Source organism: Priestia sp. FSL P4-0332, assembly GCF_038005845.1.
GTDB lineage: Bacteria > Bacillota > Bacilli > Bacillales > Bacillaceae_H > Priestia.
In genome coordinates this window covers 1,072,637-1,099,629 of the sequence record NZ_JBBOUA010000001.1, presented here as the reverse complement: position 1 = coordinate 1,099,629, position 26,993 = coordinate 1,072,637, and the positions used below count along the sequence as shown (strand labels likewise).

At 37.7% G+C, this 26,993-nt stretch carries 24 protein-coding genes and 1 pseudogene; 6 read left to right on the top strand and 19 right to left on the bottom strand.

Annotated features, from left to right (window positions below; all coding sequences use genetic code 11):
* The first annotated feature begins 188 nt into the window (after positions 1–188).
* The 5 genes and pseudogenes from MKY06_RS05620 to MKY06_RS05600 form a co-directional block, all read left to right on the top strand.
* Positions 189–893 (top strand): DUF969 domain-containing protein, encoded by a 705-nt coding sequence (locus MKY06_RS05620; protein ID WP_029324993.1) that lies wholly within the window; start codon positions 189–191, stop codon positions 891–893.
* Complete coding sequence (locus MKY06_RS05615; RefSeq protein WP_029324992.1) at positions 894–1,859, top strand: DUF979 domain-containing protein; 966 nt, start codon at positions 894–896, stop codon at positions 1,857–1,859.
* Positions 1,860–1,873: 14 nt separating this feature from the next.
* Positions 1,874–2,515 (top strand): pyroglutamyl-peptidase I, encoded by a 642-nt coding sequence (pcp, locus tag MKY06_RS05610; protein ID WP_098672916.1) that lies wholly within the window; start codon positions 1,874–1,876, stop codon positions 2,513–2,515.
* A 228-nt stretch (positions 2,516–2,743) separates the two neighbouring features.
* Positions 2,744–3,517: a flagellin N-terminal helical domain-containing protein gene (locus MKY06_RS05605; RefSeq protein ID WP_078081540.1), complete on the top strand. Its 774-nt coding sequence runs from the start codon at positions 2,744–2,746 to the stop codon at positions 3,515–3,517.
* A gap of 343 nt (positions 3,518–3,860) precedes the next feature.
* Positions 3,861–3,974, top strand: a pseudogene (locus MKY06_RS05600) (flagellin); the annotation flags it as partial.
* Between the two features lie 43 nt (positions 3,975–4,017).
* Here MKY06_RS05600 and MKY06_RS05595 read toward each other — a convergent pair.
* The 15 genes from MKY06_RS05595 to MKY06_RS05525 all read right to left on the bottom strand — a co-directional run bounded on the left by MKY06_RS05595 (position 4,018) and on the right by MKY06_RS05525 (position 20,733).
* Positions 4,018–4,440 carry a peptidoglycan-binding protein gene (locus MKY06_RS05595; RefSeq protein ID WP_078081539.1) on the bottom strand — a complete coding sequence of 141 codons (423 nt, stop codon included), beginning with the start codon at positions 4,438–4,440 and terminating at the stop codon, positions 4,018–4,020.
* A 24-nt stretch (positions 4,441–4,464) separates the two neighbouring features.
* Positions 4,465–6,114, bottom strand: a complete 1,650-nt coding sequence (ggt, locus tag MKY06_RS05590) for a gamma-glutamyltransferase (protein ID WP_340960361.1) — start codon at positions 6,112–6,114, stop codon at positions 4,465–4,467.
* A 4-nt stretch (positions 6,115–6,118) separates the two neighbouring features.
* A complete protein-coding gene (locus MKY06_RS05585) occupies positions 6,119–7,276 on the bottom strand; it encodes a CapA family protein (protein ID WP_098672913.1) in 1,158 nt (385 codons plus the stop codon).
* Positions 7,277–7,285: 9 nt separating this feature from the next.
* Positions 7,286–7,738, bottom strand: a complete 453-nt coding sequence (gene pgsC, locus MKY06_RS05580) for a poly-gamma-glutamate biosynthesis protein PgsC (RefSeq protein ID WP_272812216.1) — start codon at positions 7,736–7,738, stop codon at positions 7,286–7,288.
* Between the two features lie 11 nt (positions 7,739–7,749).
* Positions 7,750–8,937 (bottom strand): poly-gamma-glutamate synthase PgsB, encoded by a 1,188-nt coding sequence (pgsB, locus tag MKY06_RS05575; protein ID WP_078081536.1) that lies wholly within the window; start codon positions 8,935–8,937, stop codon positions 7,750–7,752.
* An 801-nt stretch (positions 8,938–9,738) separates the two neighbouring features.
* Complete coding sequence (locus MKY06_RS05570) at positions 9,739–10,665, bottom strand: NAD(P)/FAD-dependent oxidoreductase (RefSeq protein WP_340960358.1); 927 nt, start codon at positions 10,663–10,665, stop codon at positions 9,739–9,741.
* A 36-nt stretch (positions 10,666–10,701) separates the two neighbouring features.
* On the bottom strand, positions 10,702–11,346 hold the full coding sequence (gene folE, locus MKY06_RS05565) for a GTP cyclohydrolase I FolE (RefSeq protein WP_098672909.1): 645 nt from the start codon (positions 11,344–11,346) through the stop codon (positions 10,702–10,704).
* Between the two features lie 39 nt (positions 11,347–11,385).
* Positions 11,386–13,935, bottom strand: coding sequence for a bifunctional diguanylate cyclase/phosphodiesterase (locus tag MKY06_RS05560; protein WP_340960354.1), 2,550 nt, complete (start codon positions 13,933–13,935; stop codon positions 11,386–11,388).
* 322 nt (positions 13,936–14,257) lie between these two features.
* Positions 14,258–14,614, bottom strand: a complete 357-nt coding sequence (locus tag MKY06_RS05555) for a helix-turn-helix domain-containing protein (RefSeq protein ID WP_098287339.1) — start codon at positions 14,612–14,614, stop codon at positions 14,258–14,260.
* Positions 14,615–14,765: 151 nt separating this feature from the next.
* Positions 14,766–16,553 carry an ABC transporter ATP-binding protein gene (locus MKY06_RS05550; RefSeq protein ID WP_340960352.1) on the bottom strand — a complete coding sequence of 596 codons (1,788 nt, stop codon included), beginning with the start codon at positions 16,551–16,553 and terminating at the stop codon, positions 14,766–14,768.
* 258 nt (positions 16,554–16,811) lie between these two features.
* Positions 16,812–17,294, bottom strand: a complete 483-nt coding sequence (locus MKY06_RS05545; RefSeq protein WP_340960350.1) for a lasso peptide biosynthesis B2 protein — start codon at positions 17,292–17,294, stop codon at positions 16,812–16,814.
* A 43-nt stretch (positions 17,295–17,337) separates the two neighbouring features.
* The gene (locus MKY06_RS05540) at positions 17,338–17,637 is read right to left on the bottom strand and encodes a lasso peptide biosynthesis PqqD family chaperone (RefSeq protein WP_029324978.1); all 300 of its coding nucleotides are present in this window, start codon (positions 17,635–17,637) and stop codon (positions 17,338–17,340) included.
* Positions 17,630–18,562, bottom strand: coding sequence for an aldolase (locus MKY06_RS05535; RefSeq protein ID WP_078081529.1), 933 nt, complete (start codon positions 18,560–18,562; stop codon positions 17,630–17,632). Before MKY06_RS05535 ends, MKY06_RS05540 begins: the two co-directional genes overlap by 8 nt.
* A 93-nt stretch (positions 18,563–18,655) precedes the next feature.
* Positions 18,656–18,781 carry a paeninodin family lasso peptide gene (locus MKY06_RS05530; RefSeq protein ID WP_014461234.1) on the bottom strand — a complete coding sequence of 42 codons (126 nt, stop codon included), beginning with the start codon at positions 18,779–18,781 and terminating at the stop codon, positions 18,656–18,658.
* Positions 18,782–18,795: 14 nt separating this feature from the next.
* A complete protein-coding gene (locus tag MKY06_RS05525; protein WP_340960346.1) occupies positions 18,796–20,733 on the bottom strand; it encodes an asparagine synthase-related protein in 1,938 nt (645 codons plus the stop codon).
* A 436-nt stretch (positions 20,734–21,169) separates the two neighbouring features.
* Between MKY06_RS05525 and MKY06_RS05520 the strand changes: the two genes are divergently transcribed.
* Complete coding sequence (locus tag MKY06_RS05520) at positions 21,170–22,162, top strand: DUF3231 family protein (protein ID WP_340960344.1); 993 nt, start codon at positions 21,170–21,172, stop codon at positions 22,160–22,162.
* Positions 22,163–22,310: 148 nt separating this feature from the next.
* Here MKY06_RS05520 and MKY06_RS05515 read toward each other — a convergent pair whose 3' ends face one another.
* The 4 genes from MKY06_RS05515 to MKY06_RS05500 all read right to left on the bottom strand — a co-directional run bounded on the left by MKY06_RS05515 (position 22,311) and on the right by MKY06_RS05500 (position 26,756).
* Positions 22,311–22,949 (bottom strand): SdpI family protein, encoded by a 639-nt coding sequence (locus MKY06_RS05515; protein ID WP_340960342.1) that lies wholly within the window; start codon positions 22,947–22,949, stop codon positions 22,311–22,313.
* Positions 22,950–23,213 carry an autorepressor SdpR family transcription factor gene (locus MKY06_RS05510; protein WP_013082079.1) on the bottom strand — a complete coding sequence of 88 codons (264 nt, stop codon included), beginning with the start codon at positions 23,211–23,213 and terminating at the stop codon, positions 22,950–22,952. It lies immediately after the preceding gene.
* A 105-nt stretch (positions 23,214–23,318) separates the two neighbouring features.
* Positions 23,319–23,492: a hypothetical protein gene (locus tag MKY06_RS05505; protein WP_029324973.1), complete on the bottom strand. Its 174-nt coding sequence runs from the start codon at positions 23,490–23,492 to the stop codon at positions 23,319–23,321.
* 234 nt (positions 23,493–23,726) lie between these two features.
* The gene (locus tag MKY06_RS05500; RefSeq protein WP_340960340.1) at positions 23,727–26,756 is read right to left on the bottom strand and encodes an efflux RND transporter permease subunit; all 3,030 of its coding nucleotides are present in this window, start codon (positions 26,754–26,756) and stop codon (positions 23,727–23,729) included.
* Positions 26,757–26,993: the final 237 nt, after the last annotated feature.

Below are 26,993 nucleotides of genomic sequence, written 5' to 3'. Positions count from 1 at the left end.
AAGCTTTGGAATATAAAATTCCAAAGTTTTTTTCTTTTACACTTATTTCACTAATCAAACTATTTTATGCCTTAAGTATCTTGTTTTAATTTTCAGAATTGTTTATACTCAAGACGTCTTTGTTTTTTTAGAAAAGCAATGGAGGTGAATTTGCAGCACGATTCATACATACTTAAGGGGGATTTTTTATGTTGAAATTAATTGGGGTTTTGCTAGTGGCAGTGGGGTTTTTATTTCGTTTAAACACACTGCTTGTGGTAACTATTGCAGGTATCGTGACTGGCCTTGTGTCAGGTTTGTCACTACATGAAGTAATTACGATGTTTGGACAGTTTTTTGTAGATAACCGCTATATGTCTATGGCTATTTTACTTACTCTTCCTATCTTCGGCGTGTTAGAAAAATACGGGTTAAAAGAACAAGCAGAAGTGCTGATCAAAAAAGCCAAAAACGCTTCTTCTGGAAATGTTTTACTTATATACCTTTTCATCCGTGAAATCTCAGCCGCAGTCGGCTTAAATATCGGCGGACACGCTCAATCCGTGCGTCCGTTAGTTGCACCTATGTCTGAAGGGGCAGCTCGTGCAAAATACGGAGAGCTTCCTCCTAAAGTAAAAGAAGATATTCGCGCCCACGCAGCGGCAGCTGAAAATACAGGCTGGTTTTTCGGAGAAGATATCTTTATTGCAACGGGTGGAATTCTCTTAATGAAAGGTTTCTTTGACTCAGTAGGCATTCACGTAGACGTCTGGGATATGGCGCTTTGGGGGATTCCCACTGCAATATCAGCTCTAGTAATCAGCGCTATTCGTTTCCGTCAATTAGACCGACGTATTCACAAAAAAATGACGAAGCACAAACCAACATCATCTTCAAAGACGGAGGCGAGTTAAATGAAAAGCATCCTGACACTTGATACGATTTACTACTTACTCGGTATTATTGTCGCTTTTATCGCGATTCGAATTGCGCGTGACCCTAACCATCCTAACCGTTTAGGATCTTCCCTATTCTGGGCGCTGTTTTCCATTACGTTTTTATTTGGCAACGTGATTCCGCCTTTTTATGTAGGGTGCTTAGTTATTATCATGGTGCTGCTTGCTTCGTTTAACCGCGTGACTAAATCCAATGAAGCGGAAACACCTGCTGAAGAACGAGTGGCTCACGCACAAAGATTAAAGAATAAAATCTTTTTACCAGCTTTATTTATTCCTATTTTTACGATTATCGGTACCCTTCTTTTTGGCAAAATTAAATTTGGAAACTGGGCGTTAATTGATCCAGAAAAGGTCACGTTAATTTCACTGGCAATCGCTGCTGTCATTGCTTTTATCGCTTCAATGGGCGTCACAAAAGCGAAAATGGACGTGCCTGTTAAAGAAGGAAGCCGCTTGCTTCAAGCAGTCGGCTGGGCAGTTATTTTACCGCAAATGCTGGCAGCACTTGGCGGTATCTTTTCAAAATCAGGCGTTGGCACAGTCGTTTCGGATATTGTAAGTGATATTCTTCCGACTAACTATGCATTTGTTGCTGTGCTTGCTTATTGTCTAGGAATGCTGCTGTTTACCATTGTAATGGGAAATGCATTTGCAGCGTTTGCCGTTATTACTGGAGGCATTGGACTTCCGCTGATTGTACATATGCACGGAGGGAACCCTGCTATTATGGCCGCGTTAGGGATGTTTGCGGGTTACTGCGGAACGCTTTTAACACCTATGGCAGCGAACTTTAACGTCGTGCCTGCCATGCTGCTTGAATTGAAAGACAAAAACGCAGTCATTAAAGCACAAGTACCAATTGCTCTTTCAGTTTTTGTGATTAATACGTTGCTGATGTACTACCTTGTATATCACTTTTAAAGGAGATTAATAGAATGACAACTGTATTATTAACCGGGTTTGAACCATTTGAAGGCGAAAGCATTAATCCATCGTTAGAAGCTGTAAAAACTTTAGACGGTGTTGCTGTTGAAGACTACCGAATTATTGCTAAGCCTCTCCCTACTGTTTTTGGTGAATCACTCTCAAAGCTTCATACTTATATAGAAGAAATAAGCCCCTCCATCGTCATTTGCGTTGGACAAGCAGGCGGCAGAGAAGGAATTACGGTCGAACGCGTTGCTATTAATGTAGACGACGCTCGAATCCCTGACAATATTGGCCAGCAGCCCATTGATCGCCCTATTATTGAAAACGGCCCTGCCGCATACTTTTCGACACTGCCAATTAAAGCAGCTGTCGAAAACCTGCGCCAAGCAGGCATTCCAAGCAGCGTCTCTCAAACTGCTGGAACCTTTGTCTGTAACCACGTGTTTTACGGACTGATGAACATGATTCAAAACTGTTGTATTAAAGGCGGATTTGTTCATATTCCTTACCTTCCTGAACAAGCTGTAAATCATCCAGGGAAAGCGAGTATGTCGTTGGATTTGATTGTGGAGGGGCTACTTTCTATCGTAAAAACCACCATAGTAACTGAAGATGATATTTTAGTTTCAGGCGGAGCCACTCATTAATACTAAAAAACCAGTTCAGATGGGGAACTGGTTTTTCTTTTTATATCCGCAAATTCTTCATTAAATAAATCAATAAAAGCTATAAACAACCTTCTCTCTCAGCCGATATATAGTATGAACATATCTTCAAAATATGTTCGATTACTTTTATCCCGTCTTAAGACGGGACACTTCTTGTATACAAGGATGTAAACCAAGAAGTAAAACCATTATACGGAGGTAAGGAAAATGAGAATTAATCACAATATTACAGCTTTAAACACGTACCGTCAGTTTAACAACGCGAACAACGCTCAGGCAAAATCAATGGAGAAGTTATCTTCAGGTCAGCGTATTAACAGTGCTTCTGATGATGCAGCTGGATTAGCTATTTCTGAGAAGATGCGCGGACAAATTCGCGGGTTAGATCAAGCTTCTCGCAACGCGCAAGATGGTGTTTCGTTAATTCAAACTGCAGAAGGTGCTTTAAATGAAACACATGACATCCTTCAGCGTATGCGTGAATTAGTAGTTCAAGCAGGCAATGGTACAAACAAAGCCGAAGATTTAGATGCTATTCAAGATGAAATTGGCTCATTAATTGAAGAAATCGGTGGAGAAGCTGACAGCAAAGGAATTTCTGATCGAGCACAATTTAACGGCCGAAACCTGTTGGATGGCAGCTTAGATGTTACGCTGCAAGTTGGAGCAAACGCAGGACAGCAGGTGAATCTAAAAATTGGAAATATGAGTGCTGGAGCTTTAGGAGCAGATACTGATTCAGACGGTGCAGCGGATGCTTTTGTTAATAGCATTAACGTCAAAGATTTTGCTACTACATCTTTTGATGATCAATTAGCCATTATTGATGGTGCTATTAACCAAGTTTCAGAGCAGCGTTCTGGACTAGGTGCCACTCAAAACCGTTTGGATCACACTATCAACAACCTAAGTACATCATCTGAAAACCTAACAGCATCTGAATCACGTATCCGTGACGTAGATTATGCTTTAGCTGTCTAAGCAGCAACAAGCACAGTCGTCCTAGCTGGTAACGGCTAGTGAGTATAACCGGGTGAATTGCTGGAAACCCCTGAGAGCTTTTCTTGCCACGGCGCAGTTGGAAACGACAGGCGTAACGGTTAAAAAAAGAAAAGATTGGGCAATCAGCAGCTAAGCTCCTGTGAGGAAACTCTGGAGAAAGTTCAACGACTAGGATAAACCGTCTAAGGCAGTGTGCTATGACGATGAAATCCGTAGGTAATGAATATACCGTTCCGTATATTGATGTCCGAAGTGCCCGGCCCCTGCTTTTTTAGAGGGTGAAGATATAGTCTAGTCATTTGTGAAAGCAAATGTTCGCACGATGGCGAAAGAAATGATGGAACAAACAAAGAATTCAATTTTATCTCAGGCTTCTCAAGCTATGCTAAGTCAAGCTAACCAGCAGCCCCAAGGCGTACTTCAGTTACTGCGTTAATAAAAAAGCGAGCTTTCTCAGGAAAGCTCGCTTTTTATTAATATTATAAGCTATTGCTAGTAGATGCAGCTGTATCCTTACTCGTGTTTACTAGTGCATCCCACGTCTGAGGTCCTACTACTCCATCTGCCGTATAACCATTCTTCACTTGAAATTCTTTTACCGCTTGTTCTGTTTCTAAACCAAAGTAACCGTCTGGATTAAGACCTAAAGATTTTTGAACTGCTTTAACTTCTTCTCCTGCTGAACCTTTGCCAAGAGCTGTTACACTGCTAAGCGATAGAATTTGAGTTTTATCTTCTTCTTTAGCTTTAGCCTGTTGCATAAGGTTTGCATATTCTTTAATTCTTTTTTCTTCAGCACTGCTTAATGTTTGGGTATGTTTGAAGTTAGACATAATAAAAAAGAATCCTGCGACGATAAGTACTGGAACTATTATTTTAATAAGATTTCTTACGACAGTCATTATACTCTCCTTTAAAATAAGTGTTTATTTGACTTTCCATGTTCCTTGTCTTCTAGGGTCAGCCCCTCCATAGATAACATTGTCTTTTTGATCAATAACGATAGCTTGTACGCCTCCATAATAGATAGAAGAGCTCTTCTCTTCTACCTCATAGCCCATTCCCTCTAATTCCTCTCTTACACTTGTAGGGTATTGGAACTCGGTATAAAGATGATTGTTTTCTATCGAGAATCTAGGTGCATCAATCGCGTCCTGTAAAGAGTCCTTAAATAAAAGATGGCGCACTAAAACTTCCGTAAGCATCATCGGTATTCTGCTTCCCCCTGGTGTACCTATTCCAATAACCTCGTTATCTTTTCGAAGAATAGTAGGTGCTGTAAACGTTCGTGAACGTTTTCCAGGCTCATAATAGTTAAGAGAACTCTTTATGTTATTGAAATTATTTAGATTATTATTAAGGAAAAATCCTTCTACATTTTCTCCCGAGCCAAAAAAGTTGCTTAATGTATTTGTAACGGATACAACCATTCCATCTTTGTCTGTTACAACAAAGTGAGTTGTACTAATATGCTCTTCTTCAAGATCGTTTCCTTTAAGCTGATACTTTTCAGACAGCTTATTCAGGGAAACATCTTGTGCTAGCTCTCTAGAATATTCTTTGTCCGTTAACTCTTTCTCATCTATTTCAGAGAAAGCAGGATCTCCAATATGCTTAACGCGATCACTATTTGCCCGGTTCGTTATTTCAGAAGTTACATGCGTAAAAAGTGCTGTATCTTCTTCTGTCTTTTCAATGTGTAACATTTCAGCCATTTGCAGAGATTGTATTAACGTAATTCCTGCAAACGGAGGAGGTGCAGAAATAACATCGTATCCAGCAAACTCTCCTTGAACGGGTTCTCTTTCTTCAACAGAATACTCTTCTAAATCTGATTTCTGTATTCCTGGAACTTCATCCGCTATTTCTTCTGCAAGTTTTCCATTGTAAAACACGCCTGAACCTTTTTCTTTAATTAGCTCAAGCGTCTCTCCAAGCTCAGGCTGTTTGAGTTTTTCACCTTCCTCAATAGGTTGGTTCCCTGGAAAGAAATTAGGAGTTTCATCTTCCGATAGACGATATTGTGCTCCTTTTAGACGCTCTGCAAGCTGCTGTCCGACTGGAAAACCATCATTAGCTAATTTAATAGCTGGCTCTATTAATTCATCCATTTTTTTGCTTCCGTATTTTTCATGGACCGTTTCCATCCCTTTTACAAATCCAGGCACACCTATCCCTTCTTCGGAATCTCCCCCTGAAGTAGGACTGGTTTCTCTGTAATCAAAAAAAGCCGGCTTGTCTGATTGGTTGCCAGGAAGGATAAGCATCCCTCCTCCTCCGCCAATACCGGACCCATAAGGTTCTACGACCCCTAAAGCATAAGAAACGGCAATAGCAGCATCTACGGCATTTCCACCTTCTTCTAACACATCCATTCCGACTTCAACAGCTATCGGATTTGAAGAGCTTACACCGTATCCTCCAGAAGAATGATTAATCTCCTTGCTAGACTCAAATTTATTAATTTTTTTATAGAGCTTGTTATCTGTTTCACTATTAAACTGCTGTACAATTGCGTAACCGCCGACTAGCAGAACTGCAAGAAAGATCAGCGAGTACATCCATTTTCTTTTCATTTCTTCAGTTAACCCCTTTTTTTACTACCCGAGAGTGGTCGACTGTAAATACTAACTTATTATTTTCTTCTTTGATTGCAAGTGATTTTGAAGAACTTTTAGTCAGACGTTTGAAGATTTTTTCTTTATAGTACGTATCCCACTTTCCTAACGGAGTCGGCGTAGCTTCTTTTATAAGTACAGGTGTAATTTCAAAACGGGCTGTTCCGTCTTTATTTAACTTATATTGAACGATTGCACTCTCCCTTGATGCTGACCAACCTTGGTCGAATACAAAATTCCCTAGGCTGTAAAAGATAACGGTATTTTTATAGACATCCACAGATTGCAAAACATGAGGATGATGACCAAGAATAATATCGGCTCCTGAGTCTGCCATTGCTTTAGCTAATCCTTCTTGTCTAGGAGAAGGAGTCGTGTCATATTCTTGTCCCCAGTGCGCATGCACCACCACTAAATCTGCGTTTTCTTTTGCTTCTTCAATTAGTGGAATAAAAATTTCTGGTTTAGCAGGAAGTATGCCTGGATTATTTTGATTAGCTTCTGAATCAGCAACATATGCATCCGTGAAACCAAGTGTAGCTATCTTAATTCCGTTGACTGTTTGGTAATTAATTTTACTAGCATCTTTAATATTTTTTCCAATACCTACAAAATCCAAATCTGACTTATTAAACGTCTTTATTGTATCGTTTAATCCATTTTTCAAATAATCCATCGAGTGATTATTTGCTACATTCAAAACAGACAGATTCAGATTCTTTAGAGTATGTACCGATTGTGCGTCCGTTTGCAAGTGAATATACTTCTCCTGCTCTGGGTATTTGTCGCTAAGCGTAACTGGATGTTCAAAGTTCCCCGTTGAATAGTCCGCGTTTTCAAAATATGGCTTCACATAGCGAAATAAATTCTCTTGTCCATAGCGGCTAGCTGCTTTCTCTACATTACGGCCAAACATGATATCTCCAACCATTGTTGCATTAAGCAGCGTATCGTCTGTCGTGTTATTTTCAATTGCTTCACTTGGTTTGCTTAGCAAAATGGTTCCGTACATAAAAATCACAAGGATTACTAACATAATCCATACATGTTTATCCGTTTTCTTCTTCGTTACTTTTATAAATTTCAATAACTTTTCTTTGAAATCTAATTTCCTGTCCATCAAATCACCCTAAATAAGAAAGTTGTATACAAACATTAAACTGAATGTAGCACCGCTTATTAACAGCGTGCTACCCATCGTCATTGCTAAGCCCTGCTTTTGAATCGTATTAGCAATTAGACCAGGAACAATAACTCCGATTCCTCGAAACTCATAAATTTCAAAAGGCATGATAGGATAGAAGTAATCAAATATCAACTTCAACGAAATACCGACTACTAACATCGCAGCGAATTTACGACGGCCATATAAAATCACAAACCTTCCAATACCATGTTTTACAATAACGTAGGTTAATAGACTAATAATTAATACCATGACTAAGAAAACCGGCTGATCGAAAATCAAACCAATATAGCCTGGAACAACCAACCCTGCAGGAATAATTCCTGTTTTTTCTGTAAAAATTAAACTTAAAATAACTCCTAAAACTAATGCTACGTATAAATCTGAGCCAAACATTCAATTTCCTCCTAGACAACTTCCTCGATATGTTCATATTCCTTCATTACTTCAATTAGTGGTTCAGCAGCACCATGTATATTTCCTACTCCGTAAATCATTCGATTATGTAATTCAGGTCTTAACTTATTAAATATCTCTTCTGTACTATGACCTTCTAAATCCCAAATTTCTTTTGCTGGAATCTTTCCTTCATTGTAGGCATCCATGATAGGGCTTGTTGTTTCTCCAATTAACACTAAAATATCAGTTTTAATATATGGTAAAACATCTCTTGCAAATTGCTCTGTACGATCTACACGATCAGGACGGCAATTCATAATAACGATAGGTGAATCTACTGAATAACCAATCTCCCCTACCCTCTCCCAAATACGCAATGTGGAAGCGGCATCATTTGCAGCAAATCCGTTTACTAAGAATGCAGGTGCCTTAGGGTTACCAAACTTGGTAATTCTCATTGCACCAGGGTCTGGATGAGCATTCAACATTCCTCTAAAAGCAATTTCTTCAGGAATATCTAATGCTTCAGCTACTGCTAATGCAAGGGATGCGTTATCTGGAAATACCATATAATCGAATTTTCTTAAGAACTCATCTGTAATCCTTGAATTATCAGCCACAATTACTTTCGTTCTTCTCTTTGCAGCAACTGTTTTAAAATATTCAAGGTAAGGACCATCAACTGTAATTAAATGTCCTTTGTAAGGAATCGTTGCTAGAAATGCTTCAGCTACCTCGTCTAATGTCGGACCCATAACATCCATATGATCCTCCAATACATTTACAATGACACCGATATTAGCTTGAATCATTTTTTCTTGGAAAGTAATTTGATAGTCTGGATTTACAGCCATACATTCACTTACCAATGCCTCAGCTTCTAACCTTGCAGCTTCTTTTACTACGCGCCTTTGCTCACCGATATTTGGTCCTTCAGGTCTTCTGACAATCGGCTTTTCTTCATCTGTAAACCAATAAATCATTCTGGCTGACGTTCCTGTAGTTTTCCCTACAGTTTTATATCCAGCCTCCGTTACAATACCGGTTATTAATCTAGTAACCGTTGATTTCCCGCGAATTCCATTAATATTAATCCTTACAGGAATAGAATCAATATTTTTTTGATGTTTAATCTGCTCCCATGCTCCATAAGCAAGGACTAGAAACAAACAGATTAAAATAACACTGAGCACCATTAAACCGTTTCCTCCTTATTTACGCCGACTTTTGTCGGTATAAGTATGTTAGATCATTAAAAAATAATTATAATTACGCCCTATTTTTCAATTTTTTTACTCAACTTTTATAGTTAATCATACCTAGATAAGTTTATCAACAGGAGAATTAAATGTAATTTATGTTATTTAATAGAAATTAAAGCACTTTAAATATAACTAACTTTATGGATCTTACTATTAAATAAGAAATAATCTCCTAGTGGATTGCCAATGTACTTATTTTCTACTTTCCCGTAGGTAAGAGCTCTTCTTTTGTCCAAAATAATATTCGGTAACATTAGTCGTACAACTCAACCTAATTTAACCAAGCCATAAATTTTCGAATCAAATATAGAAATGTACCTCCTTTATGCCTTATTAATTGGTAAAATAAAACATATACCTACCTACGTAAAGGAGGAACTCAATGAACCCCCAAAGAAAAAACCTTCATCTATTTTCTAGAGGCTCTTTTCAGATACTGACTATTTCACTTTTTTTCTCACCGCTTTTTACACGGATGTTCTGAGAGAATGTATTGCTTTATGTCATGTTTTCTTTGATTATTCTCTTCTTTAATTTCATTATTGAATATATTCTCATCAAAAAACGAGGATACCACCCCAAAAGCTACATGGCTTTTTTTAAAACCATTTGTATGCCGGTGAACGTGTTCCTCTTATGTTTATTTTACTGTGCAAGCTAAAAAGCATCTATCCCTAAAGATAGATGCTTTTTATTTTTATATCCAACGCTTTGTAAGATATATCTAACAAAACGTTAGATATTTAACATGCTCGATAACTGTTTAGCAACAATCGCTCCTTGACCGGCTGAAGAGCTGATACTAGAAAACAAGGGAGTCGTGCACGAGTCTCCAATTGCATAAATAAATGGATTACTGCTTTGATGCACGTCGTCAGTGACAATAAGCCCATTTTGTGCCGTAGCTACTTTGCCTTTAATGAGATCAACGTTAGGTGCTACGCCCAGCCTGATTAGGACCGCATCTACTAACAAGTTCTTATATTCTTTGTTCTTACTCTCTAAATCGATGGATGTAACATGACGATCCCCATGGATAGCTGTCACCTCGGTATCAGTCATGACTTTAATACAAGGGTTAGAAATAATCCTTTCAACATACTGCTCTCTTGCTTTAAAACGCGTAGAACGGTGAATAAGATATACTTCTCTTGCTTTTGATGATAAAAGATGTGCTCCTTCAAAAGCGCGGTCTCCTCCGCCGATAATAGCAACTGTTTTACCTTTTAACCGTTCGCCGTCTGCTGAAGCAGAGTATACTTCTCCTCGATCAATCATTTGCTGCTCACCGGGTACTCCCAGCTTTCGCTGACTAGAACCTGTGGCTAAAATGAGATACGTATAGCAGATTTCCTGTTCTTTAGCTTGCTTCTTAACTTTCACAGTTTTGGAACGTTCATCAATGAAAAGTACTTTTGTATTTACCTCATATAGGCAGTCCATCTCAACAAAGTGCTTCACCATTTCACGCTGCATTTCTATTCCGTTCTTTGTACGCATTCCAGGGTAGTCAATAATTTCATTAAAGATGTTAAACAGCTGGCCTCCTAATTGTGACTGTTCTTCAAGAAGCAAACAGTCAATCCCCAGTCTCTTGCACCATATAGCAGCTGAAATGCCGGCCGGTCCTCCACCAATGATTAGTACATCAACGTGTCGCATACAACTTACCTCGCTTCTACTTCTCAGCTTCTATCACTACATTTGTCGCTGTAAAAGAGATAAAAATTCTCCTCTAACCTCTGGTTTTTCCATAAATGTTCCTCGAACGGATGAAGTGGCTGTAGAAGCTGAAGATTTTTTGATTCCTCGTCCGCACATGCACATATGCTTCGCTTCAATAATCACCATCACTCCTTTAGGCTCTAAAATTTCTTCGATTGCATCTGCAATTTCATTTGTTAACCGTTCTTGAACCTGAAATCTTTTTGCATATCCTTCTACCGTACGAGCGATTTTAGACAGACCAGTGATTTTTTTATCCGGTATATACCCAACGTGGGCAACGCCAAAGAATGGCGCAAAGTGATGTTCACACATTGAGTGAAATTCAATGTCTCGTATTAGTACCAATTCGTTGTGATTTACGTCAAATGTTTTTTCCAAATGAGCTTTCGGATCTTCTCGGTAGCCTTCTGTGTATTCTAAAAACGCCTTTAGCACGCGGTACGGCGTCTCTTCAAGGCCGTCTCTTTCCGGATTGTCTCCGCATAAATCAATCAGCTCTTTCACCGCATTCATAAATGTGTCAGCTTGACCTATTTTTTTATCTATTTCAGTTGAATTCGTGCCTAGTGTTTCTAAAAACTTTTGAGCAATTAAATTTTGTGTACTAAGTGTCATGTTTCTATTTCCTCTTCCCTTTTCAGTTACTTTTTCATCTTAGTCGATACTTTGGTCATCGCTACTACAAAAAAGCGATTCAAAGCCTGCTGCGCATAGAGGTCGACTAAATAAGTATCCTTGCATATGCACACAACCATTTTCAAGCAGAAAATCTTTTTGATATTCTAGCTCGACGCCTTCTGCAATTACATTTAAATTTAAGCTTTGAGATAAGCTGATAATTGCTTGTATAATTTTACGATTGCTGTCATCTTCGTTCATATCCATAATAAAGGATCGATCAATTTTCAAACAATCTATAGGTAAATTTTTCAAATAACACAACGAAGAATAACCTGTACCAAAATCATCGATAGAAATTGATATACCATATTCTTTTAGTTCATGTAAAGCCTTAATTGTTTCTTGTGTATTAATAAGCAGTGTACCTTCAGTGATCTCCATTTCAAAACTTCCTGGGTTAAGCTTGTACGAGGAGAGAACAGCTTTGACCTCGTGAACTAATAAAGATGAGTCTTGAAATTGGCGTGGTGAAAAATTCATAGCCAGTGTTAATTCTTGATTGAACATTTTATTCCACTTGCTGATTTGACAGCAGGCTATATTCATCACACTTTCCCATAACGAATGAATTAAACCTGCCTCTTCTGCTATACCAATAAATACCTCAGGCGAAACAAAACCAAGCTCTTCATCGTGCCAGCGCACAAGAGCTTCTACTCCTATTATAGCATTGTGTCTAGCATCCACTTTCGGCTGGTAGTATACCTCAATAGCCTCTTTCTGAATAGCTTTGCGCAAACGTTTTTCAATCTGCATTTTTTCAGTTTGCTTTTCATTTAATAGCTCATGGTAAATCATGACTTTGTTGCCTCCCTGCCTTTTAGAAGCATACATTGCCATGTCAGCATACGTAATGAGTGTATCCAGATTTGTAGAATGCTCCGGATAAAAACTTAAACCGCTGCTTATACTTACAACTATTTCATCACTTTCGATATAGCAAGGCTGCTGAACATCTAAAATAATTTTCCGAGCAAGCTTTTCAACCTCTACAGGTGGAAAATCACTGAATAAAACTACAAATTCATCTCCCCCCTGCCTTGTCAGAAAGCTATTGTATGGGGGCAGGCAGGCTTTAATTCTATTAGCTACAAGCTGTATCAGCTGGTCGCCTTTTGAATGTCCCAACGTATCATTAATGTCTTTAAACCGGTCTATATCCATAAACAGTACGGCTACATGTTTAATTGATTTTTGCTCAGATTCCATTAAACGCTTATTGAGTTCTTCTTTGAAATACCTTCTATTAGGCAGTCCTGTTAAAAAATCGTGATACGCATGAAATTCACTTTCTTCTTGACTGCTTTTCAAATCATCTAAATAGGTTTTCAAGAAATGTGATAAATGATTAATATTTTCGATAAGCCCCCCTAGTTCATCCCTTCTTCTTACAGTAGATATTTTACCAAAATTCCCTTTCGCAATATAATTCACGTGCTCCACCAAATTTTTAATAGGGCGTGTAATAGACGTAGAAAAAATAATGCTGACGATCAGTACAAGGATGATAAAAGGCAGAGATAAAAGCAGATGCTTCACTAATTCATCATGAAGCTCTGTTTCAATCAAATCATAATCATAGACGACCCCTATTACGTAGGAAGCAGATTTTTCTTCCTTGATTGGTACAAATGTTTTCAGTACTTTTTTCTTATTGATTTCTGAAATATAGCTTTGTGACATCCCCGTTTTCAAGGCATTTTTAATGAATGCTTTATCGCGATTCGTATTTTGATATGTATATGTTCCATACCAAATTGGCTGATCTTTCATTTTCACATATCTATTTCCATTTAAATAGACGCTTTGATTTTGTTTTCCAAAATTATTAGGATTAAACACTGTTAATTCAAGAACGCCATCTAAACTTTTCGTAAAACGATTCATCACATTAGTAGGGCCAAATTGTTTTTCGATATCTATTACATTCTTATCACGAAAATAAGGATTAATAATATAGTTAGTGGAACCATCATAATAATATCCCCATTTATCAACATGCTTTGGGTTACTAGAAGCTACTTCAATCGGACCGCTCCAAAAGTTAGGCAGGACCACACCTTTTTTTGTAGTGACCGGTCTATTAGCCAGAAGCTCTTGAAAAGACGTGTACCAATATCCCCATTCTTTAGTAGATATATTGATTTCTTTCGGATCCGAGGACCTCACACCAATAATGTCATCTCCTCTAGGAGCTAATAATGTAATGTGAGATACTCTAAGCTGCTTTGCTAGCTCTGTAAGCCGCTCGTTACTTACATCCTGATATTTAGAAGGCAGAGAACGTTGTATAGCAATTGAAGCTGTTCTTAACTCTTGTGCCATTCTATCTTCCATATACAACGCGCTGTTTTTAGAATTTTCTACTTCATATGCAATTTCTTCCGTTACAAGAGTAATTTCTTTTTGATTAAAATCTATTAATCTATTTTTAGACCTAATATAATGTAGTGTGTTATTTGCTAGTAAAATACACAATACCAGCAAAGTAAAGAATAGCGATATTTTTTTCTTTATAGACACAAATGCTGGCCTCCCATTGGTACCAAAACGCTCTTATATTTTTAAATATATAATAAATTTTTTCACCGGTAGATTTATTCTAATTTTCACAAAATAATCACCTTATGCAAAAAACCAACCGATACGGTTGGTTACTTGCAAAAAAATATGTAAAATAATTCAATATAAAAACTTTTATTTACACAGATAGAATAATTTTATATTCTTATAATATTCTATCTGTTTTTTAAAAAATATCAATGTATAAAATTTGTCTTTTTCGTAAAATTAACTTTTTTTGAAGATACGAAAGTACCTTGAAACTACCTTCTTTTCAACACATTTATATTAAATTGCCTAAGTCACTTAAAGGGACTTTTTCTCTTTTCCAGACGACGATATCAATGGAATCCCTTAGTTCTTTAAGCTGTACGCTGTCTAAAGTACTGATATGGCTTTTTATACAGCTGAAAGAATCGTCCATGCCAGAACCCAGCTCTTTTATTTCCCAGCTTAAAAGAACAGCGGGGTGCACTTTAAGGGCCTTAGCCAGCTTTTCGACTACATCAATTGTTGGATTGATACAAATATCACGTTCGAGATTGCTTAAGTAAGATTTAGCAATTTCAGCACGTTCTGCAAGCTGTGAAAGCGACAGCTTTTTTTGCATTCTTATTTCTTTCACACGACGACCAATCATTATTATTAAGCACTCTCCTTATTAAAATGTAGATTTAGCTTAAGGAACACTGTTAATAGTTGTAAGTGATACTCGTAATAATATTGCGCCTTTATTTTATTGTTAGTTAAAAATCAAATAGGTTTTGCTGATAAATTAAGAGCGCTTGCCTTTATTGAACAGTTTGAAATTGACCTTCTAATAATTTATGAAACCCACCTTCTTCTTCATAAGCCAGTTGATCAAAGCTCCCTTTTTGAATCACTTTTCCTTCTTCTAACACAAGAACCTGATCCGCAGCTTGTATAGTAGACAGCCTGTGAGCTACAACAACAATCGTTATTTTCCCTTTTAGCCGTTCGATTGACTCTTTAATCTTATTCTCATTATTAGTATCTAAGGCGCTTGTGGCCTCATCTAAAATCAGAAGAGCTGGTTTTTTTAGGATTGCCCTTGCCAAAACAAGCCTCTGGCGTTCTCCCCCCGATATTTTCATTCCTCTATCTCCAATAACAGTATCTAGACCCTGAGGCAAATTTCCTACAAATTGATCTGCCATCGCAAATTCTAATGCTTCCCATAATTCTCTTTCACTAGCCTTTGCATTCACTGTCAGTAAATTCTCTCTCACACTAGTGTTAAATAAGAACGAGTCTTGGGGTACATAGCTGATGGATTGTCTTAAAGACAGTAGAAGTTCATCTTTAAGCGGGTGACCATTTACAAGCACCTCGCCTCTTTCAGGAGAATTCAGCCCCATTAATAGGTCAATAAGCGTACTTTTCCCAGCTCCAGAAGGACCTACAATAGCTGTCATTTGATTATGAGGAATGACCAAGTTGATATTTTTCAAAACATAATTATGACTGTCTTTTTTGTAGCGAAAATAAACGTCTTTACACTCTATTTGCGGCTTTGCAACTAGTGAAAGTGCATCTGCTTGCTTAAATTCTTGTTCTTTAGAGCAGTCTTCTATGAGCTTCGTAACAGCCTGGCAAGCAGGAAGAGTCGCTGCTATTTGTTCAAAGTTTGACTGAATAGTAATAAACCTTGGCCATAGTCGAGAAAAGATAAGAATAATTAACAAAAGCTGCTCACCTTGAGCGTGAAAAGCTTTTACGGATATAAATATAAATACTGTAATCAAAATAGCCGCACTCACTTTATATATTAGCTGAGAGCTTGACTTAAGCCTTACATATTCAATTTGTTCTGCATTCATTCTAGAAGTTAAAGAACGCAGCCAATCAATATAGCTATATTCCAATTTATTACTTTTAATATCTTTAATACCATTAAGCTGGTCTGTTATTCCAGCCATGTAGTCTTCTCCTAATTGCGATGTTCTGCGCCCTAAGTTTCTAGATCTTTGTACGAACTTTCTTGAAAGATATCCTAGTATTAAGCCGAACAGCACGATAAAAAGAGTCATTTTAACAGACAGCCAGAGTGCAATAGCTAGTTGTATAACCATAAAAATAGTATTAGACAATAGCTGAAGGAAAAAATTAATTCCTCCTATAACACGTGCCAACTCTGCAGTTAATAAATTGATAAGAGTTGATTTTCGTTTTCTTAAAAACAGCCCCCATTTTGAATAAAGAAGCAAGCTGTAAATTTCAATTCTCAAGTCCCTGCTAAATTTTTCTCTAGCTTTGACATCTCGAATAGCTAAGCTTCTCTGAAGAAGGTTTTGCCCAACAATAATCACCACATAAATACATAAGATTAATGGTAAATACAGAGCCGGCGGCAATACGGTAAGAAAGTTGAACAGCTGACTAAGCTTGCTTGATCCAGCATTTGTCTCTATCACTCCTCCAATACTTAACAGTGGGACAATCAATAAGATGCCAAATCCCTCCATTAAACTAACGATTGCCATTCCAAAAACATTAAAATATATAATTTTCCCTATGGAAGAATGCAGCTTCTTTATATAATATAATAACGGTTCCAATATACGTTCTCCTGCCTCCTATGAATCCGATTTAGAATTTATCCACCTCGCTTCACTCACATTTTTATATGCTTACTATTTTGCGCGAAAAGCTTAAAATAACATCGACTTTTTTAGGTTTCTCCATGACCACAAAAATAGCTGGAGTAAAGAGTATAAAAAATATAAACATTTCAGTAGCTTAAAGATGTAGTCACCTAGAAAATTTGGGTAAAATGCTTCTTTTAGACTGAGTTGTCTAAATTATGGATTGTTTGTCTATAATCGTTTTTCCTTCCGCTTTTCTTTATCATTCAAAGTTTTAGAGAAGTTGCCTACAACTGTAAACCTTTCGAGTCCCTCTGATCCTGTTACATATATTGAGCCGCTTCGCAGCCACGCATGTGCAATAAAATTCCCGCTTTCATCTTTTCCTGTACCCAAATATAGCGTACTCTCAATACGGCGCCTTTCTAACATCTTCATACCTGCGAAGGCTTTTACGAGACATTGACTTTCCCAAAAAGTATATCTGCTCATTTGATAGATAGCTTTTGAAATATCCCTTAACGTTTTAGTTTCATAGCTATCTTCATCCATGCTGCTCTCTCTCATACGCTCGCCTAACATAGGTGTAACCTTTGAAAATGGCAATGCTTTAAGGATTCTTCCGTAAGCAAGATAATAAAAGGCTTCTATTAACAAAAGCTTTTGACTGGTATCTAAGCATAAAAAATTTTTAGCTTTTTTTATCAATTTCATCACAGCTACTCCAATATTATTCATATAAAATACACATAAAAATTTAGTCTTCCACAACCAGCTCAATCAAATTTTCTTGATACATGTTCTCTAAAAATGAAATAACTTCTTCTTCACATTTATCCGTTTGAACATCGTACTTTTTTACAATATGATTCACTAATTCGTTTACTTGTGTGGGTTTACTAATACTTTCCCAGATGTCTCCTCCAATTTCACCTAGGTTATAGTACTTACCGTTTTCAATATTTAGCATAACTTTCTCATTTCCCATATCGCTTACGATATTTCCCTCACTCTGTGTCACAATATGCTTAGGTAGAATCTGGTCTGATTTAATCAATTAAATTCCCTTCTTTCACTATATTTAGTATTTTGGATACCGACTCATACGGCGTAAAGTTAGAAGAAGATCGCGTTACTTGAAACGTATTTACGCTTTTAAGAATCTCTGAAGAATAAATAAAATGCCACTCCTTTAATCCTAGCCTTTGCAGAAGTGAACCTCGAAACGTATGGTGAAGTAAAATCCGAAAGCTTTCTAATCCATTTGTTTGGCGAATTTCTACAGATTCCCCGCTCCCTTTTACAAGCTCAAAGATGCCCGCTAAAGGAATTGGTTGATTATAAAAGCTGTCTTTTACGGGCACTGAATATTTTGTTTCTCTTTCAAATAAAGGCTGATATGTTCTGGCATTCAATCCGAACTCATTTAGGCTTTCTTCCCATAGCTTTTGCTGAGGATATGTTGGTTGAACCATCGGAATACGCTCATTTGAAAACGTAACAGGAATTACATCATCGCTTATGAGCTTATATCCTTTCTGAATAAAAGCTGAAGCCAAGGTAGACTTTCCGGCTCCAGAATTGCCAACAATAGCATAAGCTCTTCCATTTATAGCTATTGCACTGCCGTGGAGAGGCAAAGTTTGCTGCTGCATTAAAATGACTCCCATACAAGTTCCCAGTATATATAGCCTCGCCTTAGCTTCATCAAAGTCATTAAGGGGTGCTACTACAATTTCTTTTCCGTTCTTTATAGAAAAAATGGCTAGACTGGGAACTTCAAAGGCTACGTAATGACTTCGGACCGTAAAGCCGTTTTTTTGATCTAATTCAATTTTGTCTATTGATAAGTCTGAAAGTTTAATAGAAACGTCTATATGATCACCTGGAAAAACTGGACGATTTAATTCTGGCAAAGACAGCTCACTCAAAATATTTAGCCCAAAAGCATCGTAAGTATATTTTTTTTTGATACTAATCATTGATTTCACTCCAGATGTTATTAATTTTTTGAAAAGCCCTCATACAACTCAATGTGTATAAGGGCAATTGTTGTCTATAATCATTTATTCAAATTAGCTGTAGTGAACTGTTTCGTCTGGATCTGGCTGTACCGCATCAGGAATACTAGTTCCTGGACCGGCCATAGTCATATTTACATCAAGTACTTCTAGTACTGGCTTCTTCCACTCTTTTTTCATAGTTTCACCCCCTTTCAAAGAAACTTATTTATAAATCTATACACTATTAAGCTTCGCATCAAAATTTTAAAGTCAGTGCTGAATACAGATTGTGGCTGCGGATTATCTCTTAAGCTTTCCACAGCGGCTTGTATTAAGTTAATATCAAAATATTCAGCTATAAAATCAGACTTCTTCACTTTTTCCATTTCATTCATAAAAAGGTTCCAGTGTGGTATCATACGCTGAATGCCATCGGCTCCTTGCAAGCCCCTTGTTCTTTGATTAAGTCTTATATCATCTGGAAGAACATTCTTAGTTGCTCTTCTAATCAGAGATCTATCTTGACCATTTTGAACAAACTGCGTTTCAGGAACTGATAAACAAAAACGAATAACTCTTAAATCGTTTGTCGGATCACGATCCCATAAAGAATGATGTAAAGAAAGCTTTGTTGTATATGTACCGTTAATACTCCAGTAATACGGCTGTAAAAACTGCGTTTTCTTTATTTCATAAGCGCTTTTAGTAAGTAAGCCATCCGTATTGATGTCATGTTCTTTTAGTCTGGTATATACATCAAATCTCTGGGCAAAGTCAGGATTAATGATAGGTGGATATGGTATGCCCTGCCTTGATGAGATGAGCGAATGCAACCTTGGAAAAGCTTTTTTGGCTACTACTGGAAGAACACGAGATCTTCCAACTCCTAAATTCCTGCTATACAAACGTAGCTCTCGCAAGAATTTAGCTAGATTTCCCTTCTTTAAAAGCTGTGCCTGATAATCTAGCGCAGGCCCCCAGGAAATTGTCCAATTTCCCCTCTGCCCATTTAGTAAAACTCCTACCCCTTTTTTAGAGGCTTGTTCATAAATACCTTTAAGCCAAAAGCTGTTTTCAAAGAACTTGTAAGGTGTTTCTAATATTTCAAGCCATTCATCAATTTCGGAAAAAGGACTTTTTTCTTCAAAATCAAAGTAATTATCTTCTATATTACCTATGTAATTAACAGTTGATTTGATAAAAGGCTTTTCATTTGCTACTCTGCTTTTAGGTGACCAGTCTTCAAATTCATTTATTGGGATATAGCTAAATGTATGTAATTTTTTGTTTTCTTTATAAAGAGATTTAGAAGCAAAACCAGCTACTGATCCTGAATCCAACCCTCCGCTTAAGTGAGCGCCGACCTGCAATCGCGTTCTTAGCTTAGAATCCACGGCTTGTTGAAAAACGTCGCGAAATGCTTCTTCGTATTCTTCGTTTGATTTTAGATTCAGCTTCTTTTCTTCGCGTAATATACAATATCTCTTCACTTCAATCCGATTATGATAAACGGTTATTGTATGGGAAGGCGGTATTTGTTGAATTTCTTTATAAACAGTTGAAGCAGCATCCGTTGACTCAAATGTTATTGGAATGGCTAAAAATTCTGCAAGCCACTCTTCATTTAAAGATTTTTTTATATAAGGTAATGAAAATAACGGATTAATAGCGGTGCAAAAAGCCATGCTTGTAGCATTTTTGAAAAAATATAGAGTTCTGTTTCCTGAAAAATCCCTTGCTCCAAATAACTTTTGCTTTTTCTCATCCCAAATTACAAAAGCAAAGTCTCCCACCAGAAATTTGGGCGCTTCCTCTCCCCATTTATGATAAGCAAGCAAAATCAATTCACTATCTGTAATTTTCGTTTTATAGATATCCTTGATTTGCAACTGATCTACCAATTCTTCACGATTATCAATAATCGCATCTGCGGTAATAGCTAATTGCTTCTCATAGTCATAATAAGGTAATTTTTCTCCAACAGATTCTAACGTAATCCACTGAGTATGGCTCAAAAGTGCAACACTTCCTTTTTTCCATACCTGTATGTCATCAGCTGGATATTTGGATAAAGCTTGAAGAACGTTAGCTACCTCTTCATGAGATACCGGATTGTTATTGAAATGGTAAATTCCAGCTATTGCACTCATATTTTCTCCCCTCACGACTTCTTTGTTCTTTATTAAGAACGAAGATAACCACTACACCCTTTTATTTGTCATATATATCTAATCAAACTTTGTTTTTAATTCTTTTTTACTAAATAATCACCAAGTAATGACTATTATAGAGAACAAATACCAAAAAGTAAACCTCAATAAAGAACATTTTTCGATAAATATCCACTAATTAGTGCAAATGTCGTGTTCAATGAGATACTGATCTTAATCAAGAACAAACTTCCTTCTTATATTCTTACATCACCTAGAAAAAATAATTTATCTACTTAACAATCAGCGAGAACCTTTGTTAACTCTACACTAATAAGCGTTTTGCTCATGGAATAACTTAACATACCCTTGTCCACACTATACTTATCTGTTTTTTATAAATACGTATCATTTTTATAGATAGGAGGGAAGCCTATTGAACGCAGAAAGCAAGCGTTTGACTTCAACTGAAATAACGAGTCTATGCGCGCAGTACCATCAGGATACGCTGGCGGTTTGTGTCGCGAAACACGTTCTTGCAACGGTGACGGATGCCGAGATTCGGTCGCTGTTTGGCTTTTCGCTGGAGTTATCGAAAAAGCATATTGAGCTGCTGACTGCCATTTTTCGGGCCGAACATTTTCCGCTGCCGAACGGATTTACAGATGAAGATGTGGACTTGCACGCACCTCCGCTTTTTACAGACTCGTTTTGGCTGAAATATCTTCACGACATGACGATTCATGGCTTGTCAGGGTACGGCATTTCGTTTAGCGTGTCGATTCGCCGAGATATTCGAGATTATTATCATCAATGTAATTTAGATGCGATGGAAATCTACAATCGGTCGCTCGATTTGCTTTTAGCAAAAAACCTTTATGTGCCGGCTCCTTATTTTTTAAATCCGAAAAAACAAGAGTCGATCACAGATTTGTCTTACGCTCTTGATTTTGTCGGAAAGCAGCGTCTTTTAAACGCAAATGAAGCCGGAAATATTTATTTTAATTTACGTAAAAGCATGGTAACCAAAGCTCTTTTAATTGCGTTTAAACAAGTAAGTAAACGAAAAGACGTGCGGAAAGTCATGGAGACGGGGCTTGATGTAGCCCACAAGCATATTGAACTTTATTCTTCCATTATGCACGAAGAAAACCTTCATACTCCTCCGCTTTTGGATAATGAAATCACAACATCTACACACGCGCCTTTTTCAGAAAAGCTGATGACGTTTCACGCAGGAGCAATGTTCAAGGTAGCCATTACATACTATGCAACTGCGATGACCACCAGCATGAGGCTTGATATTGTCAGTCACTGTGAAGCGTGTATTTTACGAGACTTAAAAGTAGCGGGGCGCTGCAGCGAAGTGATGATTAAAAACGGGTGGATTGAAAAGCCGCCTGAAGCAAGCGACCGCAAAGAAGTGTAAGTTTTTCATCGTAAGTCTTGACCTGAAACGCGTTTCATACTTTATGCTTTAGTTATTCCCATCAGCCGGCGTGACACGAACGGTGGCGTTACGGCCGATATGTTATCCATAAAAAAATCCGGTGTATTCACCGGATTTTTTGGTATGCTTACATATTCATTTCTTTTTTATACGCCAGGTACGAATACAGATAAGGAATCGCCACGCACAGAACGATACTCCCCCACATGATAACTGACTTGTATCCATCAGGTAAAAAAGCGCTAATAAGAATTAGCAGTCCGCCGATAAAAAAGAGCTTTCCAGATAACCGATGCGTCTTTTTCCATACGGTTTCATTGCTCAATGTCCACGGTGTACGAATCCCCATAAAATAGTTAGAGCGCACGCGCTGCAAGTAGTTTCCGATAATGATAAAAACGAGCCCAGCCATAATTGGAGCAATGTACGACATCGGCACGTTATAGCCCAGCCCCTGTAGAATAGTGCTCATATTTACAAAAAAGAATAATAGCAGTAAGGCGTTTAACAGGATGTTATACGTTTTTGAAAAGTACTTATAATTTTCTTTACGCGGGTCAATTCGCGGAACAAATGCGATGATAAAATAAATCAGTGCCATGATTCCTACTGTTAAGATCATTGCATTTATCTTCGTTGCAAATCCATCTGCTTCTCCATTTGCCCCCCAGTGAATGGGCATCGTAGCCGGAAGGTGCGGCAGTGCAATCAGCCATGCAACCAGTGTTAAAAGGGTAATGCCTAAAGGAAATAAATGCTTTTTCATTTAACTCTCTCCTTTCTGAAAGCTGAAAAACCAGCCGATTAAATCTTGAAAAACGGTTGTATTTAGCGAATAAATCACAAACTGACCTCTTTTTTCATCTTGAACGAGGTCCGCTTGCTTCAAGATTTTTAAATGATTTGAGATGCTTGGTTTGGTCATGTTAAAATACTCGGAAATTTCTCCTGCGGTTAAATCCCGTTCTTTTAACAGCTCTAAAATCTTCCTGCGAGTGGGATCCGCCAGGGCTTTAAACGTTTCATTCAATTGAAGTTCATCTCCATCATATTTAAGTATTTAGATAATTATCTAAATATTAAACTATAGAATATACTATGTCAATATTTTGAAAAGAGAACATCTGCATTTGACTCATTTTTTTGTTTTTTCAAAGCAGTCCATACATACAAATTGAGCCTCTTGATGTAAAAAAGCTTTAATTTCAGTCATGCCTCTTTTACTTGGATACTTCATTCGCATCCATACTTCTTCATTCGGCTGAATTTCTTTTTGACAAACGGAACATCGCTCTTTTATTCCAAACATATTATCCCCTCCATTTCCTTATCTAATTATACGTTTCACTAGTAAAAAGGTTTCATAAAAAGAGGATGGGACATAACCAAATCAACCCTAGCTAGAAGCAACTACAGATCTGAAACCTACGTTCACTCTACCAATAAAAAAATCCGAACGAGTCGGATTCTTTCTCAAGAATCTCAATTCATCGTTCGGATCTTCCTTCACCTAACATACTTATGTCCTAACCTCTTTTAAACATTATAGCGGCGTTACGTCTTCCTGCTGTTTTTGCTGTATTCTTTGCTTTTTCGATTTTCTGAAATGAAGCAGTTCATATACAACGGGAATGACTACAAGTGTAAGCAGAGTCGCAACGGCCAATCCTCCGATTACAACGACTGCTAGACTTTGAGAAACAAGGCTTCCGCTTTCGCTTTGTTTGAATAACAGCGGCAGCATCGCACAAATCGTAGCGGCAGACGTCATGACAATTGGACGCATACGCGTAGCGGCTGCTTCGACAATGGCATCGCGCATAATCATTTTCTTTTCATTTTGCTTCACGCGGTCTAGAAGTACAATTGCATTGGTCACAACGATACCAATCAGCATTAGTGCTCCAAGTAGAGCCGTTACGTCTACTGGAATGCGGCTAACTAATAACCCTAAAACGGCACCGATTGCAGCAAGCGGAAGTGAAAATAAAATCGCAAACGGCGTGCGGATCGTTTTAAACGTAATCACCATAATTAAGAACACAATACCAATCGACACGAGCATTGTAATGAACAAGTCAGAGAAATCCTCTCCTTGCTGAGTGCTTGCTCCGCCGATTACAACGTCAACATCTTTTGAAATGGACAGTCCTTTATTCTTACCGTCTCCAAAAATTGTTGTTTGAATGTCTTTATTAATCTCTGAAAGCTTTTCTGGATTGACATCCGCTGTTACTTGAATATACGGGTCTCCATTTTTATGAAACTGATTTGTCGGCTTTTCAGCTTGCGTTAGTGAAGCCACTTTTGAAACAGGTGACGGTCCTGTCTCTGTCATAATAGAAATATCTTTTAACTCTTTTGGTGATGTTGGATTTAAGACAGATTCAAGAAGTACGTTTGCTTGCTTGCCTTCTAAATCTATCGCCCCAATCGGCGTTTTATTCAGCATAACGCCAAGCTGCTGCGCTACTTGCTGCGTATTCGCTTTTGTTGGATCTACGTCTAAAGAGTAAATGGTTTTCTTTTCATCTTGGTTGGTAGAAACTTTGTCTACTCCTTTTATATCGCTAATTTCTTTCTTAATGCTGCTTGCTGTTTTTTCTAATTTGTTCATGTCGTTTCCAATCACATCAACGGTAATGGAAGTAGTGGAAGCTCCCATTAGTGAAGCAGCACTGACGCTAAGGTCCCCTCCGTCATAGAGTTTCTTTTGATTTTCAATTCGTTTCATAAGCGAATCAATGTTTCCACTGTCTTTTACTATAATCGTATACGTAGCTTCAGTAGGCGAACCAACGTCTCCCCACTTTGCTCCTTCGTCTGTATTACCAAGCTGCATATATACATCTTTCACTTCTTTTTGAGCTAAAATATAGCGTTCAAGCTGCAGTGATTTTTCTTCTACGGTTTTAATTGGCGTATTATTTGGATAGCTTAACGTCGTGCCTACAAAGTCAGATGAAGAGTTATCCACCGCTCCTTTAGGCATCATCGTGTAGGCACCAATAGATCCGACAAATAAAAGCAGCGAAAGCAGCAGCACAACCCATTTATGATTAAGCGACCACGTAATAACCTTTGTAAAACGAACCGGCTGTTTGTGCTTGCGAAGTTTTTCATTTTTTAATAATCCGGCGCTCATTAACGGTACAACGGTAAGCGCCACAATTAATGAAGACAGCAGCGAATACGTCAGCGTTAGAGCAAACGGAAGCATAAAGTCTTGAAGACCTCCATTTACAAGGCCGATTGGTAAAAAGACGGCCACTGTCGTTAGCGTAGAAGCGGTAATAGCAGAGCCTACTTCTTTTGTCGCATCAATAATCAAGCCAAGCGAAAATTCTTCTTTTTGCATTTTTCGAAAGATGTTTTCAATAACAACGATGCTATCATCTACCAATCTCCCAATCGCTACAGCTACTCCTCCAAGCGTTAAAATATTAAGCGTGACGCCTGATTTGGATAATAAAAAAAGCGTAAAGCAAAGCGATAGCGGAATGGATACAATTGTGATAAACGTAGAGCGAACGCTGCGTAAAAACAGCATGATTACAACGGTCGCAAAAAATGCGCCTAGCAACACTTCTTTCATCATGGAATGAACAGAGTTTTGCACGCTGTCTCCTGTGGCAAAAAATACAGAAGCATTTACATTTTTATAATCTTTGCTGATTTGTTCAGACAGTTTTTTTACTTCTTTTGTAATGCTAACGGCGTTTGAGTGACTGTCTTTTGTAACAATAAGTAAAAGTGCATCTTTTCCGTTAATATGCGTCACGACGCCTTCAGGCTTTTTCACCTCTACTTTTGCAAGGTCCCCTAGCGTTACATTGGGTGCAACCGGCAGCTTTTTCACTTTATCCAAGCTGTCAATTTTACCAGTTACGTTGATGTTGCTCGACTTGTTATTAATGACTTTTTCTCCAACTGCAAGCGACGTGTTTTTTCCTTCTAACACGCTGATGACTTTATCAATAGTCACGTTCTTTTGTGACAATTTTTTATTATCAACTTTAATAGACACGTAGGAATCCGCTGTTCCATACGTTTGAACACTCGCAATGCCTTTAACGTCTTTATATTTAGGGATCAGTTTTTTCTCTGCAAGATCCAGATTGTCTCTTGTTAATCCTTCTTTAAATGTGAGTGAAATATCTGCGATGGGAATCATTGAGGTATTTAATTGAATAACATTAGGCTTTGATACGCTGGCTGGAAGTTGCACCGAAGACAGCGCTTCTTGGACGTTTGTTTTTGCTTCTTTCATATCCGTTTTGGATTCAAATGAAATATCGATTTTGGAATAGCCGTCTCCCGTCGTCGAATACACGTTGTTTTTTCCTTTAACACCGGCTACCGCTTCTTCAATCGGTGACGTAACCTGTTTTTCCATAGAGTCCGCATCCGTTCCTTGCCCCATAACCACTACTGACACTTGAGGCTGATCAGCGGTCGGCAGGAATTCCATCGGAAGTGTAAAATAACTAATGACTCCTAAAGCTAAAATTAAAATAGACATAATGGTGATAGCCGCTTTATTTTTAAACGACCATTTGGTGATCCAAGACATGAAATTTCCCCTTTCACTTTTTCGTACAAACTTAGCCAAACATTTCTAGAATATGCTAAATAACTACTAAATTATACCTAATCTATCTTACCATTTAAAGACTTATTTTTGTAAAAAGTCCCATTATTTGAACAAGATTATTTATGGATAATATAAGCAGCTCCTTTACAGCACAAAAAAAAGACGCCGATACCCGGCGTCCCACATGTAGTAAGTGAAAGAAGAAGAAGAATATGC

Excerpts from the sequence above, each read along its gene's own strand:
- MKY06_RS05620 (WP_029324993.1), top strand. The coding sequence starts at position 189 with ATGTTGAAATTAATTGGGGTTTTGCTAGTGGCAGTGGGGTTTTTATTT.
- MKY06_RS05615 (WP_029324992.1), top strand. The coding sequence starts at position 894 with ATGAAAAGCATCCTGACACTTGATACGATTTACTACTTACTCGGTATT.
- pcp (WP_098672916.1), top strand. The coding sequence starts at position 1,874 with ATGACAACTGTATTATTAACCGGGTTTGAACCATTTGAAGGCGAAAGC.
- MKY06_RS05605 (WP_078081540.1), top strand. The coding sequence starts at position 2,744 with ATGAGAATTAATCACAATATTACAGCTTTAAACACGTACCGTCAGTTT.
- MKY06_RS05595 (WP_078081539.1), bottom strand. The coding sequence starts at position 4,440 with ATGACTGTCGTAAGAAATCTTATTAAAATAATAGTTCCAGTACTTATC.
- ggt (WP_340960361.1), bottom strand. The coding sequence starts at position 6,114 with ATGAAAAGAAAATGGATGTACTCGCTGATCTTTCTTGCAGTTCTGCTA.
- MKY06_RS05585 (WP_098672913.1), bottom strand. The coding sequence starts at position 7,276 with ATGGACAGGAAATTAGATTTCAAAGAAAAGTTATTGAAATTTATAAAA.
- pgsC (WP_272812216.1), bottom strand. The coding sequence starts at position 7,738 with ATGTTTGGCTCAGATTTATACGTAGCATTAGTTTTAGGAGTTATTTTA.
- pgsB (WP_078081536.1), bottom strand. The coding sequence starts at position 8,937 with ATGGTGCTCAGTGTTATTTTAATCTGTTTGTTTCTAGTCCTTGCTTAT.
- MKY06_RS05570 (WP_340960358.1), bottom strand. The coding sequence starts at position 10,665 with ATGCGACACGTTGATGTACTAATCATTGGTGGAGGACCGGCCGGCATT.
- folE (WP_098672909.1), bottom strand. The coding sequence starts at position 11,346 with ATGACACTTAGTACACAAAATTTAATTGCTCAAAAGTTTTTAGAAACA.
- MKY06_RS05555 (WP_098287339.1), bottom strand. The coding sequence starts at position 14,614 with ATGATTGGTCGTCGTGTGAAAGAAATAAGAATGCAAAAAAAGCTGTCG.
- MKY06_RS05545 (WP_340960350.1), bottom strand. The coding sequence starts at position 17,294 with ATGAAATTGATAAAAAAAGCTAAAAATTTTTTATGCTTAGATACCAGT.
- MKY06_RS05535 (WP_078081529.1), bottom strand. The coding sequence starts at position 18,562 with ATGATTAGTATCAAAAAAAAATATACTTACGATGCTTTTGGGCTAAAT.
- MKY06_RS05530 (WP_014461234.1), bottom strand. The coding sequence starts at position 18,781 with ATGAAAAAAGAGTGGAAGAAGCCAGTACTAGAAGTACTTGATGTAAAT.
- MKY06_RS05525 (WP_340960346.1), bottom strand. The coding sequence starts at position 20,733 with ATGAGTGCAATAGCTGGAATTTACCATTTCAATAACAATCCGGTATCT.
- MKY06_RS05515 (WP_340960342.1), bottom strand. The coding sequence starts at position 22,949 with ATGAAAAAGCATTTATTTCCTTTAGGCATTACCCTTTTAACACTGGTT.
- MKY06_RS05505 (WP_029324973.1), bottom strand. The coding sequence starts at position 23,492 with ATGTTTGGAATAAAAGAGCGATGTTCCGTTTGTCAAAAAGAAATTCAG.
- MKY06_RS05500 (WP_340960340.1), bottom strand. The coding sequence starts at position 26,756 with ATGTCTTGGATCACCAAATGGTCGTTTAAAAATAAAGCGGCTATCACC.